Origin of the sequence: Thermoanaerobacterium aotearoense (assembly GCF_009905255.1) — a bacterium.
Lineage (GTDB): Bacteria > Bacillota > Thermoanaerobacteria > Thermoanaerobacterales > Thermoanaerobacteraceae > Thermoanaerobacterium > Thermoanaerobacterium aotearoense.
Genome location: NZ_CP047602.1, coordinates 177089 through 197088 on the forward strand (window position 1 = coordinate 177089; position 20000 = coordinate 197088).

Consider the following 20000-nt stretch of genomic DNA (forward strand, 5'->3'; position numbering starts at 1 on the left):
ATACGGCAAAAGGATAAGCATATGCTTATCCTTTTAGCGTATACAGCATAAAAATCTGTCTATATATGTTATAATAATAATTAAAGGATGAGATATTGAGGTGAATTATTATGCAAGCTGTGGAGTTAATTGATTATTCACTGGAAAAGGAATTGAAAATTATAGTTGATACAATTGTAGAAAAGTGCAATCCTGAAAAAATAATTTTATTTGGTTCGATGGCCAATGGAAAGTCAACTGTCTGGAGTGATATAGATTTAGTGGTTATAATGAGCACAGATTTGAGATATATAGATAGGTTATTATATGTTTCTAAAGCCATAAAATCTGATGTACCTATTGATTTTTTTGTATATACGCCTGAGGAAGAAAGACGCTTTATAGAGACTAATAATTTATTCTACACGAAAGAAATAATTGAGAAAGGTAAAGTCTTATATGAAAGAAAATTATGATGAATATAAACAATGGCTTAATTATGCAGAGGATGATTATAAAGCAGCCAATGAATTATTAAAGGCAAAGTTATATAATCTTGTTTGCTTTCATTCTCAACAATCAATAGAAAAACACTTAAAAGCATATCTAATATATAACGGAATAAATCCGCCTAGGGTACATCATTTAATAACTTTAATAAGGATTATAAGCAAATTTTCAGATGCGTTTGATGAATTTATAGACGATGTAAAAATTGTTGATATGTACTATATACCGTCTAGATATCCGGATGCTCCTATAGGAAGTCTTCCTGATGGTATGCCTAATGAGAATGATGCAAAAAAAGCATTAGAGATAGCTGATAATATAAGGAAGCATATTAGAGAAATTATAAGATAAAAGCAGGGGAAACAAAATCTCCCTGCCTTTATTTCTATATCTTATACGGTATTTTCTTTCTCTTATCAAAATAGTTGAGCGTGTCGATCCCAAATGACTTCACGTAATTATATGCTTTGTCAAAGTCTCTTGCTACATCCTCCGGCGTATGGGCGTCAGAGTTTACGAGAATAGGAATATTGTACTTTTTAATCATTGACATTATCTCTTTTGATGGATATATTTCACCAACAGGTTTTCTAAGTCCTGCTGTAGAGACTTCTACAGCTATGCCTGTTTTCGCTATATTCTTAATATTTTCCTCTATTTTATCGTAAACTGCAGTTGTTGGCCTAAATTTGAAAATTTTCACCAAATCAATATGACCTATAAAGTCAAAAATACCTGTTTCAGCCATCTTTTCAATCATATTAAAATACTCCAAATACACAGAGTCTACATCACATGACTCCCAGATATCAAGGCAGTCATCAAGATCTATGCCCCAGTCTTCTATCCAGTGTATGGAGCCGATCACATAATCCCAAGGATATGGCTTTAAGAAATCCATAAGCTCTCTTTCTTTGCCTGGTATATAATCTGCTTCTATGCCTAATTTTACAGGAAGTCCCATAGATTTTGCCTCATTTATAAAAGACACATATTCATCAATGTCTTGGCCATTGTATTTTTTGATCCATTCTCCTCTAAAGCCGTCGCTTCCAAATGCGGCATATCCATTATCAAATCTGTATCCATGCTCTGATATGCCTATCTCTGTGAGACCTTTATCTAATGCCGTATCCACAAATTTTTTAAGCCAATCAATCGTGTACGGCCCTCTTTCTATGTGTACATGATAATCTGATGGCATATATTTTCCCCCTTTACATTGATAAACTAATTATAATATCAAAACAAAAACATTGCAATAACAGGTAAAAACGTATGGTATAATAATGGTAGCCTCCAAGAAAGGAGGTGAAACAATGGCCACTGGCGGCAAAAGGCGGAAAAGAGGCCGCCAAATAGACTGGTACAAAGTCACAGAAATACTGCTTAAGTTATTAGAGATAATAATTAAGTGGTACACGAAGTGATATGTACATAGTCGAGAAAAAGGTGAGGGTAGCGTCCTCACCTTTTTCTATAAACAATGACCACTGGCTTTAAATTTGTCTATATATATTATACCACATTATTTTATTTTTCAAACATTTTTCAGTAAAAATATTGCAATAGCAGGTAAAAACATATGGTATAATAATGGTAGCCTCCAAGAAAGGAGGTGGCAAAGTGTCTACAGGTGGCAAAGGACGGAAAGAAAACCGCCCAATAGACTGGTACAGAATCATAGAAATACTGCTTAAGTTATTAGAGATAATAATTAAGTGGTACACGAAATGATTGTGTACATAGTCGAGAAAAAGGTGAGGGTAACGGCCTCACCTTTTTCTATGCAAAGTGTCTACAGGTTTTAAATTTGTCTATATATATTATACCACATTATTTTATTTTTCAAACATTTTTCAGTAAAAACATTGCAATAACAGGTAAAAACGTATGATATAATAATGGTAGCCTCCAAGAAAGGAGGTGAGCGTTGTGACCGCAGGCAGCAAAAGGCGGAAAAGAGGCCGCCAAATAGACTGGTACAAAGTCACAGAAATACTGCTTAAGTTATTAGAGATAATAATTAAGTGGTACATGAAGTGATATGTACATAGTCGAGAAAAAGGTGAGGGCAGCATCCTCACCTTTTTCTATAACATTGTGACCACAGGCTTTAAATTTGTCTATATATATTATACCACATTATTTTATTTTTCAACCCCCTTTACATTCAAAAAAATCTCATATATAATAAAAAAGTATTTATTTTTTTTGGGGTGTTTTGAATGAGTCATTATCGAAGAAAATTTAAAAAGCCATCTAAAAATTAAAGGGATAAGAGTCTCTATTTTTAAGAATAGAGATTTTTTTAATGCCTTTCACTTAATTAAATGCATTTTGCGTTCGATATAAGATAAAATAAAAGATGAGGTGAGACGATGTCGAAGTATATATTTGTGACGGGCGGTGTTGTATCATCATTAGGCAAAGGAATAACAGCAGCATCATTAGGTAGACTGTTAAAAAGCCGTGGCATTAGCGTGGCGGTGATAAAATGCGATCCGTATATAAACATAGATCCGGGGACAATGAGCCCCTACCAGCATGGGGAAGTATTCGTCACAGAAGACGGTGCAGAGACGGACTTGGATCTTGGCCATTATGAAAGATTTATAGACATAAACCTTACAAAAAGCAGCAATATAACTACAGGTAAAGTGTACTGGTCTGTCATATCAAAGGAAAGAAAAGGCGATTATTTAGGTGCGACGGTTCAGGTAATACCCCACATTACAAATGAGATAAAAGACAGGATAAGGCGGGTAAGGAAAGAACAAAATGTGGATTGTGTCATCGTGGAGATAGGAGGTACTGTAGGCGACATAGAAAGCTTGCCGTTTTTGGAGGCTATAAGGCAGATAGGCGTCGAAGAAGGAAGAGACAATGTCATGTTCATACATGTCACACTTGTACCGCATCTCGGCAAGACTGGTGAGCTTAAGACGAAGCCTACACAGCACAGCGTGAAAGAATTGAGATCTATTGGCATACAGCCTGACATGATCGTTTGCAGGACAGAATTCCCTCTGACAGATGATATAAAAGAAAAGATAGGCATGTTTTGCAATGTAAAACCAGATGCCGTCATCGAAAATATCGATGTAGACTCCATCTATGAAGTCCCACTGGAGCTTGACAGGCAGAAAGTAGATGAGTACGTCATAAGTAGGCTTAATCTGCCAGCAGGAGAGCCTGATCTTAAAGAATGGAGAGCATTTGTAGAAAAAGAGAAAAATCTGAAAAAAGAAGTAGAGATAGCTTTAGTCGGCAAATACGTTGAGCTGCACGACGCGTATATAAGCGTTGTGGAGTCGTTAAGACATGCTGGCATATACAATGACGCCAATGTAAAGATAAGGTGGGTAAACTCTGAAAATGTAAATGACGATACTGTTGACGAGCTTTTAAGAGGTGCGAAAGGCATTTTGGTGCCTGGAGGATTTGGCGATAGAGGTGTAGAAGGGAAAATAAGGGCTGCCCAATACGCCAGAGAAAACAAGATACCGTACTTAGGGCTGTGTTTAGGAATGCAGTGTGCAGTGATAGAGTTTGCAAGAAATGTAGCTGGGCTTAAAAATGCCCATTCTACGGAGTTTAATGGCGCTACACCATACCCTGTCATAGATCTTATGCCTGAGCAGAAGGACATAGATGAAAAAGGCGGCACAATGAGGCTTGGGGTATATCCATGCAAGTTAAAAGAAGGTACAAAGGCTTATGAAGCTTACAAAGACGAGCTCATATATGAGCGCCACAGGCACAGGTACGAGTTTAACAACGAATATAGAGAGCTTCTCACGTCAAAAGGACTTGTATTGTCAGGATTGTCGCCAGATGATAGACTTGTAGAGATAATAGAGGTGAAAGATCATCCATACTTTGTTGCATCGCAATTTCATCCAGAATTTAAATCAAGGCCGCTAAGACCACATCCGCTATTTAGGGATTTCATAGCTGCAGCATTATCGATGAAATAAAAGGATCCGCTTCCGGGTCCTTTTTTGATTTATGCCTTTTTTGTGATATAATGACAATGAAAATTAATAAACGGTGATAGTTATGAGAAATTTAACAAATATAAAAAACAGATCGGTTTGCTTGTAGATTATGTAAAAGAAAATCCTGATATATTAGCTTTGTATATCTTTGGATCGTATGGGACGGAATATCAAAATGAAAATAGTGACATTGATTTTGCTGTTTTATATGAACGTATGCCAAGCCTTAATGATGAGCTTTCATTAGAAGTAAAATTTTCAGAAATATTAGGCACAGATGATATAGATTTAATAAATCTAAATAAAGCATCTCTTGAGTTTAAACATAAGGTAATTTATACGGGAGATCTATTGTATTGCAGAGATTATTTAAAATTAGCCGATTTTAAAGAAAATGTTTTTAAATTTTACGGTGATTATGGAATAACAATGAAATTTTTTTACGACGATTATTTGAAAGGACTGAATGAAATAAAAATCAAGGAGAGAGATTGATGACAAAATCACGCATAGACGAGATCGATATACTGAAAGGCATAGCTATAATAGCGGTTTTGATGATACATACTACTTCAAATGCGGTTGTTCAGTTAAACAAATCATCTTTATCTTATATCATATTTGCTGTGATAAATAGGCTTTCACAGTTTGCAGTGCCAGCATTTATATTCGCATCAGCTATGCTTCTTATGTACAATTATGGCGATGGGTGCGATTGGAGGCTGTTTTACAAAAAGCGGCTTAAAAACGTATTGCTGCCGTATGCTGTCTGGACAATAATATACGGTGCATATTTGCACATAGCGCATCATGTGCCGTTGAGATCGATATTGACAATTAAAAACATCCTGTTTGGTGGCATGTTTTACCATCTCTATTTTATAGTCTTAATAGCACAGCTGTATGTTTTGTTTCCTGTACTGCTTTATATTTATAGACTCATAAATAAAAATACACAAACGATTGTGTTATCTATTATAATACTTCAAACAATGAGTGTATTGCTATTCAAATACGTCATAAGTAGATATTACCAAAATTCCAGTCTTCTTTTTATAACGTACATATCGTTTATAATTGCAGGCATGTATATTGGCGAAAACATGCATAAGTTAGGAGAACATTACAGCAAAAAATTGCTTAATTCGTTCCTTGTCGCGGTTTTATTTGGCTATCTTTTTGTTGATATATCACTTAGGGCATTTGCAAATAAGCATATAGATTCTAATTTGTACAATATTTACTATTATGCATTTGCACTTTTAGCGTCGCTGTTCTTTTTAACTTTGTCGACGAAGATATTGAATTACCATGCTTTAAGCGGTTTATTGGCAAATACAGGCAAGCTTTCATTTGGCATATATCTGTCACATCCGCTCTTTTTAGATGTGGCAAATCACTTTTTAAATACAGGCAATCAATATCTCTACGATATATACATAATAATCACATTTATACTAATTTACGCAGTATCTTATCTTTTTGCAATGATTATTAAAAAACAAAAAATTGTTGGCGTGGCTGTCGTCGGCAAATGATGCTTCTTCACTTTCCTTCATACCTCTCTATTTTCTTCACTATATCTTCTCCTGTATCAGTATTTTTCACAGTTATACGTTTCACTGCGTATGTGTCGCCTTTATATAAATTGACGCCTTCTTCCATAGTAAATATCACTTTGTACCCCAATGATGCTGCCACATCTTTAGATGTATCGCTGCCTACACCATAAGGATACGCCAAAGCAATGACCTCTTTCCCTAAATTTCTTTCTATTTCTTCTTTTGCCTTTGAAAGGTCATCTGTTATCCTTTTTCTGTATTCATCCATAGTTTCGAGTTTTCCATTTATATCTATAGGTCCTGATAGCATAGGTATATCATGATTTCCGCTTTTCGCATACTTGTGAGAATCGTATGTATGGCTTTCAATCTCCATCACGCCGCTTGAAGACATCTCCTTTGCCTCTATCCAGTCAAAATGCGGATATGGAGTCACAACTTTATTGGTAGGCGATGGCACGTTCTTCACTATGACGTTTATCACACCTTTATAGCCGATTCTTTTAAATAAAGGATATGCGTAAGTGTAATTGCCAAGGTAGCCATCATCAAATGTGATAAGTATAGGTTTCTTTGGAAGCATTTTACCGTACTTCATAAAGTCATATAAGTCCTCTACAGTTATAGTTTCATATCCATTGCTTTTAAGGTACGAAATCTGCTTTTCAAAGTTTCGTGGTGTGATTAAGACGCCGCTTTTATTTGGCGGGATATTTCCATCATAAATATTATGATACATAAGGACAGGGACGCACTTTTTTAGATTTTCAGCTTTCTCATATCTATAAAAACCTAATGCGGCAATTATAACAATAAGAGAGAAAACGATCATGTATTTCTTCACTTATTTCACCTCGCAATAGCATTATATCACAACATATTGTAAAATAATATAGAAAGCTTGGATGAAATGATAAAAGGAGAAATAAATGACAATGAAGAAATTTTTTGCATTCATAATTGTAGTCATGATGACAATAATCATGGCTTCCATTGACACATCATATAAAGACAATCTGAAATATGTGTCAAAAGACAAGATAGTTTTTGTTCCTCTTGACACGAGGCCTGTATCCCTTCAAAACGTAGATATATTGGCAAAGGCAGGAGGAAAAGAGCTATTAGTGCCTCCCATGGATGCACTTGATGATTACAAGAAAAAAAGCAATCAAGATATGATTTATGATTGGCTTAAAGGAGCTGTCGAAAGGCCTGACATAAGCGCTGTCATCATATCCACCAATCAATTTATATCAGGTGGGCTTATAGCATCACGAAGTTACATAAATGATATTAATTACAAAGAAAGCCTTGAAAGATTAAAGCAAATAATGGACTTGGCAAATGGCAAAAGGATTGTATTAATATCTATAATGCCGCAGGTATCTTCAGTTCTTTATCAGCAGGACACAATATACGTTCAAAATAGGGCTAATATAGATTATTACAAGCAAGTAAAGAAAGCCATATCAGAGAACGATACAAAGACGCTTGAGAGATTGAAATTAAGTATGCCTTCTTATTTATTTAACTGTATGGCTGTGATAGCCTCAGAAGCTCTTATAAACGAGCAAATGGCATCAGATTTAAAGCCAAATGTTACTCTGACCATCGGCCTTGACGATACCACCATGAAAAGCATGCTTAAATACTCCTATGATGATCTAAAAAGTTCCATAAAAGGCCATAAAAATGTCTATATGCTTCATGGTGCAGACGAAATAAGCATGATGACAGTGGCGAAGATACTAAATGAAGAAAATGGTTTAAAACCATCTTATAAGATAGTGTACGAGGAAAGTGGCGATGAAAATAATTATCTGCTTTTTGAAGGTGGGACAGTGAAAGAGATAACAGAGGAGAAGATAGGCTACATAGGAGGAGAGACATCACAAGATGCAAAAAATATCATCTACATTCACATGCACAAAAATTACAAAACAGGAATAAAAAATGTAGTAAGCAAATATAAAATTAGTGGACAAAATTTTGGCGTGGCAGATGTGGCCAAGACAAACGGAGGTGATAAAGATCTTGTAGATGAGATACTTAAAGATAAGCTTATTACCAGTGTCGATGCGTATTCCGGGTGGAATACACCCAGCAACACTATAGGGACAGTAGTATCAGAGCTGAGCATAAAATCATATATTGATACGAAAAAAGATAAAAATGCTTTAGAAGATATGCAAAAATACTACTATGCATTTACTTTCATAAGGTATGCTGATGACTACATATACCAGAGCATAGTGAGAGATGAGATGCAAAACTGGGCAAAAACAAATGGACTAAACCCAGACAATTTGACAAACAAAAATGAAGCAGATGATGTGCTAAAAGAAAAGATGAAGCCGTATCTCGATACGCTTATGTCCGTATACGCCGATTGCGGCATCAAAATAAAAGGTGCAGATGTAGAATATCCATGGAACAGGATGTTCGAAATTAAAATTGCACCAATTTTGGACTGAAAATTTAATAATTTGTTAATAATTTTATGTTAAATTTAAGAAGGATATTTTAAAAATTTGTCGTATATATCTAATTAATGCACTATTTGGCGGCATAAGCATTGTTAATCGATTATTACAGATTTATTACAAAATGGTAACATTTATTGACTTCGTGATTGACACGATGATATAATTAACTCAGGTTGGCAAAGAGCCACCCTACATAGTCAAAAGCTTTTTGGAAGGTACCACCTTTCAAAAGAAAAATATACACTATATATTAAGGAGGAGGATTTATTCCATGAAGAACCTTAAAAAGTTAATAGCAGTGGTTCTCACGTTCACATTGGTGTTCAGTGCAATGGCAGTAGGCTTTGCAGGGACATTCTCCGATGTGAGCAGTAGTGCACCGTATGCGAGTGCAGTTGCTCGTCTGCAATCGTTGGGTTTAGTATCTGGTATGCCAGATGGTACATTCCAACCCGACGGTGTTGTGACAAGAGCACAGATGATCGCTTTTGTTAATGCAGCAGAAGGTTTGCAACAAGCTGCAAAAGTATCAGCTGGTCCTACAAAGTTCAGCGATGTTCCAGCAAATTTCTGGGCAGCAGGTGATATAAACGTTGCTGATCCAAGTGGTTATCCAGATGGTACATTTAGACCAAATAATCCTGTAACATATACAGAAGCTCTTGCAATGATCTTAAGAGCATTAGGTTATACACAAGATTATTCATGGCCATATGGCGTTATATCTAAAGCTACAAGTGTAGGTATAACAAAGGGTGTTGTTTTATCTGCTGGCACAACAATAACACGTGGCGAAATGGCTATGTTAATAAACAATGCATTAGATCTTGACATTAACACATATGTCAACGGTGCAGAAAGCGACACAGGCAAAACATTGTTAAGCAGAGTTGGAAATTCAACAACATACTATGTATATGCAACACATGATGTTGATAGCAGTGTAACTACAGGCTATGTAAAAGTAGTACCAGTTACAGAAACTAATGGCTTATATCAGATGACTTATAATAATGGCAATTTAGTTTATACATTGATTCCTACAGGTTCTGTAAACTTCAACAATTATCTTGGACAGATAGTTACAGTTAATGAAGATACAAATGGCAATCCATTAGCTGCAACGCCTGTTACAACAGATATAAAGACATTTACAGCTACAACAAATAGTGAAGTTTCATTTAATGCTACTACTCAAAAATATTCATTCTATGATGCTTCGGTATCTGTTGATAATATCCCAGTTGTGGTTGATGGTGTATTGACAACAATGGCAGATGTTTATAAGAGCCAAGTGGTTGACAATGGTTCAAAGATTACATTAATTGATCCAACTAATGTATCTGGTTATGGATATGCTGTTATAACTGACGCAACAGGAAATGCTCAAAGTTTGTTAGTAAATAACAATGTGACATCTTCGTCTAGTTATATAGACAATAGATTTGCAATAAATGACAGTAATGGCAATCCATATCCTGTAGTAGGTGCAGTATCAAAAGCTACAGATATTAAAGCTGGAGATGTAGTATATCAAGTAAGTATTCCAGTTGACAATCAGGATGTGACTAATGGAACAGCAACAGTATTGTATGTTGTAAGGCAGTCTGTAACTGGTACAATATCACAAGTATCAGTAAGTGGTTCTACAACAACTGTTACAATTAATGGTACTAATTACACAGTTGGTTCAGCGATACCTGGTAGTACAGGAGTATCAGTAAGCGCTGGTTCAACAGGTACTGCTATAGTAGGTAAAAATAATACTATAGTTCAATGGAGTGGTACATCAACTGCTACAAATTATGCTGTAGTACAATATGGTAATACTTTTACTCCATATAATACGTCAGTTTCATTGGCGTTGCCAGATGGTACAAGTAAAGTATTTAATGTAGTATATAGTGATATTCCATCAACTGTAGTTGCTAATGTATATGCTGGAGATGTAGTCACATATTCACTTGATTCAAATGGCAATATTAGCAATTTAGCTGAAATTACAGTTAATTCAGTACCAAGTACAGGTGTTTTGACAGACAAAACGGATAATCTTATTAAGATAAATGGAACACCATACTATGTAAGTTCTTCAACGGTTTTCTATAACTATGATCCTACTGACAAGACATTGACACCAGTCAACTGGTCAGATGTAGCTGACAGTTCACATCCAGCTATATATGCTTATTCATTATCAAGCAGTAGTTATGGAACATTGAGCTTAGTGATATTTAATAATGTAGCAAGCTTAACAAGTACAACAACTCCTGTTGATTATGTAACAGGTATAAATGAAGTTGTAACATCGTCAACTTCATACATTTCATTAAATGTAATTGAGAACGGCGTATCAAAGACATATAATGCACCAGCAGGCACATTAAATCTTGGCGATATTGCAGTTAATAGTAATGGCACAATAGCAACAGGTGCTACAAATGCAGCATATCAATTAACAATTAATGCTTCGGGTAATGTAATTGGTGCAACATTATTAAGTAAAGCTGATACAACTGCAAAGACTGTATATGCTGAGGGTACTACAGTATACTTCAATTATCAAAATAATAGTATATACACAAGTGCTGGTTTTATGCCACTTGATAACAATGTAGTTGTTATAAATGCTGTAAATGGTGCTAATACAGTAGTTGGTCTTGGTAGCATAGTTCAAGATACTGTAACAAAAGATGCAAACGGCAATATTACAGGCTTGAATGGTGTTACGGGTAGTTCAGTAGTTGATGTATATACAAATCCATCAACGGGCAAAGCTGTGCTGATTATAATAAGAGGCACAAAATAACACAAGCCTAACAAAAAAGTCCTCCTCCTCTGGGGGACTTTTTTATATTTAAAAATCAAATTATTCTACAAAAACATGGCAATCTTCCTTTGAAGTTTATTCGCCATGTTTTTTATTTTCACACACCTTTCACACAATTTCTTTATACATTTGTTATTTTTATGTGATAAAATAATAGACGAAGTAAGTATAGTGTAAAAGCTGGTGATTAAATTGCCAAGAAAAATATATCTTGTAGAGGATGAAAGAAGCCTAAACCTTCTTTTGCAGAAGTATCTTGAGAGGGAAGGCTATAGTGTCACTACCTTTTTTGATGGAAGTACGGCGATGGAGCGGATAAACGACATGCCAGATCTATGGATACTTGACATAATGCTTCCTGATGTAGATGGATATGAGCTTATAAAGGCCATAAAGGAGCACAATAAGTCTACGCCTGTCATATTTATGTCTGCAAGAAATGAGGAGCTTGACAGGGTGGTAGGATTAGAGCTTGGAAGCGACGACTACCTTTCGAAGCCTTTTTTGCCTCGTGAGCTTGTCATTAGGACAAACAAGCTTATGGAGAGGATATACGGGAAAGAAGAAGGCGGCAGCGATGATGCTTTGCAAGTGGGGGATTATACGCTTTATGAGAAGCAAAGGACTGTCTATTTAGGTGATAATGAGATACAGCTTACGAATAAAGAATATGAGCTTTTTTGCTACCTTGTAAAGAATAAAAATATTGTGGTTTCGAGAGATCAGATATTGAATAATGTCTGGGGAGAGGACTACTTCGGCTCTGACAGGGTGGTTGACGACACCATAAGAAGGCTTAGGAAAAAAGTGGATAGATTAAATATAGAGACCGTATACGGATACGGCTATAAATTGGTGTGTAAATCATGAAGAAGATATTTAGATTTAGATCACTTGCAATGAGAATATGGATGACATTTACTGCTGTCATACTTATCATAGTGTGCAGCCTGTCGATGCTTTATATCTTTGCATACAGGAGAGTAGAAGAAAACAACAAGATACAGGATTTAAAGGTCTCACATGAGATGCTTCTTAAAAATAATAATTTTGGCGGCAACTACAACAATTTTTCGAGATTGAGAAATCTAAAAGGCGGAGATAACTTCATTGTTGATTTTGATACTGCAAATAGACCTTTGATCATAGACATAAATCACAGAGAACCTCCGCCAGACGTTCATAATCCATCCTTTGATTCACTTGGCGTTAAGCTTTGGATGTCCAGTTTTATAAAAGGCGGAAACATGAATGAGAAGCTTTATAGGGAAGTCTACAACAACATGGAGTATTTCTTTATCATAAGCACAGTAAATTACGATTCGTCCAATAAAGCTTATCTTGTGTCGTACGTGCCAAACATGGTGGACAATACCATTCTTTATCTGGTCATTGCTATAGGAATAATATTCATCATCATTGGATTTTTTACGTCTATAATCATCGCAGGATACATCTCAAAGCCATTAAAGAAATTAGAGGAGTATACCATGAGGATAGCTCACAAAGATTGGAAAGAGCCTATAAACATAGACAGGGAAGACGAGATAGGTATGCTGGCAAATTCCATGAATATAATGCAGAAAGAGTTGAAAAGGGCGGACGAGGAGGAAAAGCTGTTTTTGCAAAGCATATCACACGACCTAAAGACACCTGTCATGGTGATAATGAGTCATGCCGATGCCATAATAGACGGTGTGTACATCGATTCGCTGGAAAAGACGGCAGGCATAATTAAGGACGAAGCCATAAGGCTTCAAAAGAAAATAAACCAGATGCTTTACTTGAATACACTTGACTATGTGCTGGAGAATGATACCAAAAATGACTATATAAATTTAAAGGATCTTGTGAACAACATAATAAGCAGGTTTGAAATCATAAAAAGCGATATTGAGTGGGACTTAAGCTTGGATGAGGTTATAATAAAGGGCGATAGGGACAAGATAGAGGTCAGCATAGAAAACATCCTTGACAATGCCCTAAGATATGCCAATGAAGTGATAAAAGTGACACTTAAAAAAGAAGGTCAGTATGCTTATCTTGACATATACAATGACGGGCCAAAGATCGATGAGAAGCATATAGGACATATATTTGACAGGATGTACAAGGACAAGACGGGAAATTTTGGCTTAGGACTTGCCATAACGAAGAAAATCGTAGACTTTTATAATGGCGAGATAAAAGCTGTAAATAGAGATAAAGGCGTAAGCTTCATAATAAAATACCCTTTAAAATAAGCAATCAGCGTATGCTGGTTGCTTTTTTCACACAGAAATCACACATTTTTTTAATTTTTTTGCAACATTTAAGTTTTATAATTTCTATAGGCAGGATAAAAGAAAAGGAGATAAGGCGATGGGCAAAAAGGTGGTAAAGTACAGTTTGGCATTTGTCTTGGTTTTATTGGTGATTTTAAGTGCGTACGCACTGTACCATTACAGTGGAAGTACAGAGGGGTTTAGGGGGAATTTTCAACATAATTTCGCGCAAGGCAGCACAAATAGAAGTTGGGGCAGTGGAAACACAAATCAAGGTGTCTGGCAAAGAGGCAATCCTCCTCAAGTAAATGGACAGAATAGCCAATCCCAATGGCAGATGCCTCGCAGTAGAGGGAATTTTGGAGGGTTCAGGGGAACATCATCAAGGTACGGCGTGTATATAATGGCGTATGCGGCAGTGGTGTTTTTGTTGTTTATTTTAAGTTACTATGCATTGAAGAATAAAAAGTTTAAGTTAGATTTGCAAAGCGACAAATTCATCATAGCAACACTATTTTTGATAGGATTTTTCATGCGGCTTTATATAGCTGCAACTATTGAAGGTTATTCAGGTGATATAGGGCTTTTTAGAAGCTGGGCACAGTCTGCATCGCAGGACATATTAAACTTCTACAAAAATACTCCAAGCTGTGATTATCCACCGCTTTACATCTACGTGCTTTATTTAATAGGCAAGATAGCGTCAATCGGAAATCTATCGCATTATTACAATGTGCTATTGAAGCTTCCATCGATTTTAGCTGATATTGCATCATCTTACATCATATACAAAATAGCAAATAAGCATTTTGCAAAAAGCATAAGTGCGTTTGTGTCGGCTTTGTACATCTTCAATCCAGCCGTATTCATAAATTCATCTGCTTGGGGACAGGTTGATTCGTTTTTCACGATGCTTGTGATAATAGCAGTGTATTTTCTGTCGGAGAAAAAACTTTGGCTTTCATCGGTGTTTTTTACAGCAGCAGTGCTTATGAAGCCGCAGGGAATCATATTTGCACCTGTCTTGTTTTTTGAGATTGTGAATGAGAGAAGCTTTAAAAATTTATTAAAGGCTTTTGTGGCGTCATTGGTTACGGCAGTTATCGTCTTGGTGCCGTTTGCTATAGGTCAAGATCCTTTGTGGATATTTAAGTTGTATGAAAAGACTATTTCAGAGTACCCTTATGCATCTGTAAATGGCTTTAATTTCTACGGATTGTTGGGAGCAAACTATGTGAATTCTGGCACAAAATTGCTTGTATTTAGCTACAGCACATGGGGATTTATATTCATAGTTTTGGCTACATTGTTCTCCTGGTTTATATACATCAAAGGGAAAAACAGCGACCTTGCGTATCTTGCAGCGCTTTTGCAGATCGCTTTAGTATTTACATTTTCGACAGGGATGCATGAAAGATACTTATTCCCTGCTGCAGCGTTAGCAATATTGGCATTTTTGTATGTGAAAGACATGAGGCTGTTTGGGCTTTTTGTCGGTTTCAGCATAACAAGCTTTTTAAACATGTACTACGTTTTGTTTGGAGGTTTGAGAAATTCTTTTGGATTTGTGCCTATGATGGTTTCATTGGCAAATGTGGTGATGGCAATTTACCTTGTAAAAGTATCTTACGATGTAGCTGTCATAAATAAGATATGTGCGTTTGATTTAGGTTTAGAATCACACGAAATTCACACAACTATTTGAAACTTATAAGACATTCTGAGGGTATATTGAGATATATGGAATAAGCCTATATGAGCGATAAATTTCAACCAAGTACTTAATTTGTAATAATTTTATGAGCGAATATATTGCGGAGTGTTCGTTAATGTATCCGATGAACGTAGCGAAGTTTTGCGTATGAGCGTTAGCGAAAGCCGTCACAACGCATAGACGGCGTTAGCAAAACGAGAGAAGTGAATCGAAGATACATAGAACACGAAGCTTATATGAGCAATAAAATTATTACAATTAGTTAATAGATTGGAGGATGAACCATGAAAAGATTGAAGTTTAACAAAGACAATATTGGGTTATATTTGATTTTACTATTATCAGCTATATTAAATTTTACCAATTTAAGCATCGAAGGATATGCAAACCAGTATTACGCTGCAGGCGTAAAAAGCATGAGCATGAGTCTTAAGAATTTCTTCTTTGTATCATACGATCCGGCTGGATTTGTCACTATAGACAAGCCTCCATTGGGATTTTGGATACAGACTATTTTTGTCAAGATATTTGGATTTAATGGCATAAGCATATTGCTGCCACAGGCCATAGCAGGTGTAATATCAGTAGCCTTAATATACGTCCTCGTTAAAAAGTATTTTGGCAAGGCAGCAGGGCTTATAGCAGCATTGGTTTTAGCCACAACGCCTGTATTCGTGGCAGACAGCAGAAATAATACGATTGACAATATGTTGCTTATGACCCTTTTGTTTGCAGTTTTAGCCCTTATGAAAGCCTTAGATACAGGTAAACTTAAGTATTTGCTATTAAGCTTAGTTTTAGTAGGCGTTGGCTTCAATGTAAAGATGCTGGAAGCTTATATGATAATTCCGGCAGTGTATATAACATACGTTTTAGCGTCAAAGATAAGTTTTAAGAAAAGGATAGGCTATTTGTCATTAGCTACCGTTGTTTTACTTATTGTATCTCTTTCATGGGCCATCATTGTTGACATGACTCCTCAAAGCATGAGACCTTATGTAGGCAGCAGTACAGACAACTCGGAGTTAGAGCTCATAATAGGTCACAATGGGCTTGAAAGGCTTGGCCTTGGCAGAAATACAGGTTTTGGAGGCGGATTTGGCGGCCGCGTAGGAAATTTCAATGGTGGAGAATTCCGTAGAAACTTTGGAGATTTCAACGGTCAATTTAATAGGCAGTCTAATCAAGGCACGTCACAATTAAGTACGTCAGTAGATACGGTATCAAGCGCTACTAAGAATGGCAGTAGTTCAAATGCCACTCAAAATACACCACCTGCAAACCAAGGTAATTTCCCAAGGTTTAATGGGCAAAATGCGCCAAATCCAAATTTCGTAGGTGGCAATTTTGAAAGGCCAAATGGCAATAGAGGCGGCATGGGCGGCATGTTCGGCGGAGACGAAAAAGCCAGCGTATTAAGGCTTTTTTCAAACAACAGCCTGTCTGATCAGATAATATGGCTTTTCCCGATGGCTATTTTCGGATTTTTAGCAGAAATTTTGAGAAAAAGGCTTAAAAGGCCATTTGATGACGGTAGGAAGCTTTCTCTGATACTGTGGATTTCATGGCTTGTACCTGTGTTTATATACTTCAGTTTTACCACAGGCATGTTCCATCCGTACTATTTGACGATGATGGCACCTCCTATAGCGGCACTTACAGGCATAGGCATCGTTTCAATGTGGGAGATGTACCAAGAAGGCAGTGCAAAGTCATGGCTTTTACCTCTATCACTTGTGGCTGACGGCTTGGTTGAGCTTTTAATATTGTACTACCACTACAATACGTCTAATCTTACGAAGTACATCATGTTATCTGTTGCAGTGCTTTCTATCGATTCGGCAGTAGTCTTGTCATTGATGATTTTTGCTAAAAATAGTGGATTTAAAGTCAAAAAGGCTATGCTTACAGTAGGTGTAATAGGGCTTTTGATAGCGCCTACTATCTGGTCGGCTACGACGCTGTTTTATCCTATGAATGGCACAATGCCGTCTGCCGGATTAGAGCTTTCTACAGGTAGAAATAGGTTTGATTTCGGAGGTGGAGATATAAACAGCAGTACAAATTCTAAGCTTATAAGCTTCCTTGAGAAAAACAAAGGCAATGCAAAGTACCTTTTAGTCGTATCATCATCACAAAGTGCAGATAGCATAATCATAAAGACAGGTGAGCCTGTGATGGCGTTGGGTGGTTTTTCAGGATCTGACAATATTTTGACACTGAGTCAGTTTAAAGAGCTTGTGAAAAAAGGAGAAGTAAGGTACGTGATGACAGGAGGAATGGACAGAGGTTCCAACAGCGAGATAATGAACTGGGTAAGAGAAAATGGGAAGCTTGTGCCGACAAGCGAGTGGAGCAACACAAATTCTACCCAAAGCGGCAATGGCTTCGGAGGTTTTGGCAGAGATTTTGGAGAACTTTATGATCTTAAAGGTGTCAATGTCAACTGACATTGGCACTTGGACATAAATATTTTGGGAAGAAGGGATAGATATGTTTCATATAAGATATTCTGTTGTGGTACCTGTGTACAACGAAGAACTTCTTATCGAAGAATCGTACAGGCGGCTTAAAAAAGTCATGGACTCAACTGATGAGACTTACGAGCTTATATTTGTAGACGATGGAAGCCATGACAAATCAGCGGAGATTTTGAGTAGGATAAGCATGAGTGATAAAAACGTGAAGCTTATAAGCTTTTCGAGAAATTTTGGGCATCAGACAGCCATAACAGCCGGTATGGACAATGCCAAAGGTGATGCTGTCGTTGTCATCGATGCGGATCTGCAAGATCCACCTGAAGTGATACTGAAGATGATCGAGAAGTGGAAAGAAGGATACGATGTCGTGTACGGCAAAAGGGCAGAGAGAAAAGGGGAGTCATTCTTTAAGCTCTTTACAGCAAGGGTTTTCTACAGATTGCTAAAAAGCCTTACAAATGTAGACATACCTGTTGATACAGGAGATTTCAGACTTATTGACAGAAAAGTCTGTGATGTGATGAATTCTCTTAATTCCATAAAGGAAAAAAACAGGTATATAAGAGGGCTTGTAAGCTGGGTAGGCTTTAAGCAGATAGGTGTAGAATACGTGAGAGATCCGAGGCTTGCAGGTGAAACAAAGTACACGCTTAAAAAGATGCTTAAGCTGGCCATGGACGGTATAACGTCGTTTTCTTACGCTCCGCTTAAATTGCCTTTGAACTTGGGCATTTTCCTGTTAGCTGCAGGTTTTGTGTACTTGATTGTAGAGCTTGTCTTAAAAGTCGCAGGCGTAGATGTGTCGATGGAGAATACAGTCATGGCTATAAATATGATCTTATTTGGTCTAAACTTTTCGGTCTTAGGGGCATTTGGAGAGTATATCGGAAGGATATACGACGAGGTAAGGGATAGACCATTGTACATCATAGCGAGAAAGGTGGGGTTTGATGATGGAAAGACAGGAGAAAGGATGGAATAACAAGGCAGGATTTGTGCAGTTTATAAAGTTTAATCTGGTAGGCATAGTAAATACTTTGGTGGACTTTTCGGTCTTTACCGTCCTTACGTTTTTTGGAATGTACTACATGGCAGCGCAGGTAATATCTTATAGCTGTGGCGTTGTAAACAGCTTTATCATGAATAAGTATTGGACATTTGGCGACAAATCAACTCCGCATGGATACGAAGTATTCAAATTTATCGCTGTAAATGGTGTGTCATTAGCGGTATCTCTTTCTATCCTGTATCCATTAAAACCCATTTTAGGCGTGATTTCTGCCAAAGTGATTGCCACATTGTTTTCAATGATGATAAACTTTGTAGGCAGCAAACTTTGGGTGTTTAAGAAGGCATAACGTAGATTCTTATGTAAAAATGAGGAAAAATTTATTTATGTGATAAATTTATGATATAATGTAATGTGTATTAATGTGATGGGAGTTGAATAAATTGCCAAATGTCATTGTCATCATTCCGGCTTACAACGAGGAGAAGACCATCGACAGCGTCATCAACAATATAAAGTTAACAAATAAAGATGTAGATATACTCGTTGTTAATGACGGTTCCAGCGATAAGACATCTCTTATCGCTAAAAACAATGGTGTCATAGTCATAGATCTCCCTTTTAACCTTGGAATCGGTGGATGTATGCAGACAGGATATAAGTATGCTTATAAGTATGGCTACGACATAGCGATACAGATTGACGCAGATGGGCAGCACGATGCAAGATTCATAGATAAGCTTATAAAGCCCATATTAGAAGATAAGGCTGATCTTGTGATAGGGTCAAGGTATGTTTCAAAGACCAATTACAAGGGATCGTATCTAAGGCGGACAGGTTCATACTTTTTTACGCTTTTATTAAAAGCTCTGACAGGCAAAGCCATATATGATACCACATCAGGTTTTAGGGCAGCTAACAGGAAAGTCATCAAATACTTTAGCGAAAGCTATCCTCAAGATTACCCTGAAGTTGAAGTTGTAGCAAGGCTCAGCAAAGGCGGGTTTAAAATCGTGGAAATACCTGTGGAGATGTATGAGAGATTAGGCGGACGTTCTTCTATCAATTTTAGGCGTTCAATTTATTACATGGTAAAGGTGACGCTGGCGATACTGATAAATTGCATCAAAGCCAAAGAACAACAAAAAGCATAGGAGGTCTTTTT

At 36.7% G+C, this 20000-nt stretch carries 16 protein-coding genes; 14 read left to right on the plus strand and 2 right to left on the minus strand.

What is annotated here, in order from left to right:
• The first annotated feature begins 110 nt into the window (after positions 1-110).
• Together GSH73_RS00910 and GSH73_RS00915 are read left to right on the plus strand one after the other, a co-directional pair.
• A complete protein-coding gene (locus GSH73_RS00910) occupies positions 111-455 on the plus strand; it encodes a nucleotidyltransferase domain-containing protein (RefSeq protein ID WP_038068586.1) in 345 nt (114 codons plus the stop codon).
• Complete coding sequence (locus GSH73_RS00915) at positions 439-840, plus strand: HEPN domain-containing protein (RefSeq protein ID WP_014757319.1); 402 nt, start codon at positions 439-441, stop codon at positions 838-840. The genes GSH73_RS00910 and GSH73_RS00915 overlap by 17 nt, the downstream gene beginning before the upstream one ends.
• 34 nt (positions 841-874) lie before the next feature.
• Here the strand turns inward: GSH73_RS00915 and GSH73_RS00920 are convergent, their stop codons facing one another.
• Positions 875-1693: a histidinol-phosphatase gene (locus GSH73_RS00920; protein ID WP_014757318.1), complete on the minus strand. Its 819-nt coding sequence runs from the start codon at positions 1691-1693 to the stop codon at positions 875-877.
• A gap of 1177 nt (positions 1694-2870) precedes the next feature.
• On the opposite strand from GSH73_RS00920, the gene pyrG reads away from it, so the two are divergent.
• From pyrG to GSH73_RS00935, 3 genes are all read left to right on the plus strand, one after another.
• Positions 2871-4469 (plus strand): CTP synthase, encoded by a 1599-nt coding sequence (pyrG, locus tag GSH73_RS00925; protein ID WP_014757317.1) that lies wholly within the window; start codon positions 2871-2873, stop codon positions 4467-4469.
• Positions 4470-4586: 117 nt separating this feature from the next.
• A complete protein-coding gene (gene mntA / locus GSH73_RS00930; protein ID WP_014757316.1) occupies positions 4587-4985 on the plus strand; it encodes a type VII toxin-antitoxin system MntA family adenylyltransferase antitoxin in 399 nt (132 codons plus the stop codon).
• The gene (locus GSH73_RS00935; protein ID WP_014757315.1) at positions 4985-6028 is read left to right on the plus strand and encodes an acyltransferase; all 1044 of its coding nucleotides are present in this window, start codon (positions 4985-4987) and stop codon (positions 6026-6028) included. Before mntA ends, GSH73_RS00935 begins: the two co-directional genes overlap by 1 nt.
• Before the next feature lie 7 nt (positions 6029-6035).
• Here GSH73_RS00935 and GSH73_RS00940 read toward each other — a convergent pair whose 3' ends face one another.
• Positions 6036-6896: a polysaccharide deacetylase family protein gene (locus GSH73_RS00940; RefSeq protein ID WP_014757314.1), complete on the minus strand. Its 861-nt coding sequence runs from the start codon at positions 6894-6896 to the stop codon at positions 6036-6038.
• Positions 6897-6987: 91 nt separating this feature from the next.
• On the opposite strand from GSH73_RS00940, the gene GSH73_RS00945 reads away from it, so the two are divergent.
• The 9 genes from GSH73_RS00945 to GSH73_RS00985 all read left to right on the plus strand — a co-directional run bounded on the left by GSH73_RS00945 (position 6988) and on the right by GSH73_RS00985 (position 19989).
• Positions 6988-8526 carry a DUF4127 family protein gene (locus tag GSH73_RS00945; RefSeq protein ID WP_038068601.1) on the plus strand — a complete coding sequence of 513 codons (1539 nt, stop codon included), beginning with the start codon at positions 6988-6990 and terminating at the stop codon, positions 8524-8526.
• A gap of 283 nt (positions 8527-8809) precedes the next feature.
• On the plus strand, positions 8810-11347 hold the full coding sequence (locus GSH73_RS00950; RefSeq protein WP_038068578.1) for an S-layer homology domain-containing protein: 2538 nt from the start codon (positions 8810-8812) through the stop codon (positions 11345-11347).
• A gap of 213 nt (positions 11348-11560) precedes the next feature.
• Complete coding sequence (locus tag GSH73_RS00955) at positions 11561-12238, plus strand: response regulator transcription factor (protein WP_038068576.1); 678 nt, start codon at positions 11561-11563, stop codon at positions 12236-12238.
• Positions 12235-13611, plus strand: coding sequence for a HAMP domain-containing sensor histidine kinase (locus GSH73_RS00960; protein WP_014757310.1), 1377 nt, complete (start codon positions 12235-12237; stop codon positions 13609-13611). The genes GSH73_RS00955 and GSH73_RS00960 overlap by 4 nt, the downstream gene beginning before the upstream one ends.
• A gap of 118 nt (positions 13612-13729) precedes the next feature.
• Positions 13730-15337, plus strand: a complete 1608-nt coding sequence (locus GSH73_RS00965) for an MptA/MptB family glycosyltransferase (protein ID WP_014757309.1) — start codon at positions 13730-13732, stop codon at positions 15335-15337.
• A gap of 293 nt (positions 15338-15630) precedes the next feature.
• Positions 15631-17796, plus strand: a complete 2166-nt coding sequence (locus GSH73_RS00970; protein ID WP_014757308.1) for a glycosyltransferase family 39 protein — start codon at positions 15631-15633, stop codon at positions 17794-17796.
• Positions 17797-17839: 43 nt separating this feature from the next.
• Positions 17840-18808 (plus strand): glycosyltransferase family 2 protein, encoded by a 969-nt coding sequence (locus GSH73_RS00975; protein WP_014757307.1) that lies wholly within the window; start codon positions 17840-17842, stop codon positions 18806-18808.
• On the plus strand, positions 18777-19184 hold the full coding sequence (locus GSH73_RS00980) for a GtrA family protein (protein ID WP_038068571.1): 408 nt from the start codon (positions 18777-18779) through the stop codon (positions 19182-19184). Before GSH73_RS00975 ends, GSH73_RS00980 begins: the two co-directional genes overlap by 32 nt.
• Before the next feature lie 94 nt (positions 19185-19278).
• On the plus strand, positions 19279-19989 hold the full coding sequence (locus tag GSH73_RS00985) for a glycosyltransferase family 2 protein (protein WP_014757305.1): 711 nt from the start codon (positions 19279-19281) through the stop codon (positions 19987-19989).
• Positions 19990-20000 lie beyond the last annotated feature (11 nt).

Bases quoted from the DNA above. Each gene is read 5' to 3' on its own strand.
- GSH73_RS00970 (WP_014757308.1), top strand. From the start codon at position 15,631: ATGAAAAGATTGAAGTTTAACAAAGACAATATTGGGTTATATTTGATT.
- GSH73_RS00945 (WP_038068601.1), top strand. From the start codon at position 6,988: ATGAAGAAATTTTTTGCATTCATAATTGTAGTCATGATGACAATAATC.
- GSH73_RS00920 (WP_014757318.1), bottom strand. From the start codon at position 1,693: ATGCCATCAGATTATCATGTACACATAGAAAGAGGGCCGTACACGATT.
- GSH73_RS00975 (WP_014757307.1), top strand. From the start codon at position 17,840: ATGTTTCATATAAGATATTCTGTTGTGGTACCTGTGTACAACGAAGAA.
- GSH73_RS00915 (WP_014757319.1), top strand. From the start codon at position 439: ATGAAAGAAAATTATGATGAATATAAACAATGGCTTAATTATGCAGAG.
- GSH73_RS00960 (WP_014757310.1), top strand. From the start codon at position 12,235: ATGAAGAAGATATTTAGATTTAGATCACTTGCAATGAGAATATGGATG.
- pyrG (WP_014757317.1), top strand. From the start codon at position 2,871: ATGTCGAAGTATATATTTGTGACGGGCGGTGTTGTATCATCATTAGGC.
- GSH73_RS00980 (WP_038068571.1), top strand. From the start codon at position 18,777: ATGATGGAAAGACAGGAGAAAGGATGGAATAACAAGGCAGGATTTGTG.
- GSH73_RS00950 (WP_038068578.1), top strand. From the start codon at position 8,810: ATGAAGAACCTTAAAAAGTTAATAGCAGTGGTTCTCACGTTCACATTG.
- GSH73_RS00935 (WP_014757315.1), top strand. From the start codon at position 4,985: ATGACAAAATCACGCATAGACGAGATCGATATACTGAAAGGCATAGCT.
- GSH73_RS00910 (WP_038068586.1), top strand. From the start codon at position 111: ATGCAAGCTGTGGAGTTAATTGATTATTCACTGGAAAAGGAATTGAAA.
- GSH73_RS00965 (WP_014757309.1), top strand. From the start codon at position 13,730: ATGGGCAAAAAGGTGGTAAAGTACAGTTTGGCATTTGTCTTGGTTTTA.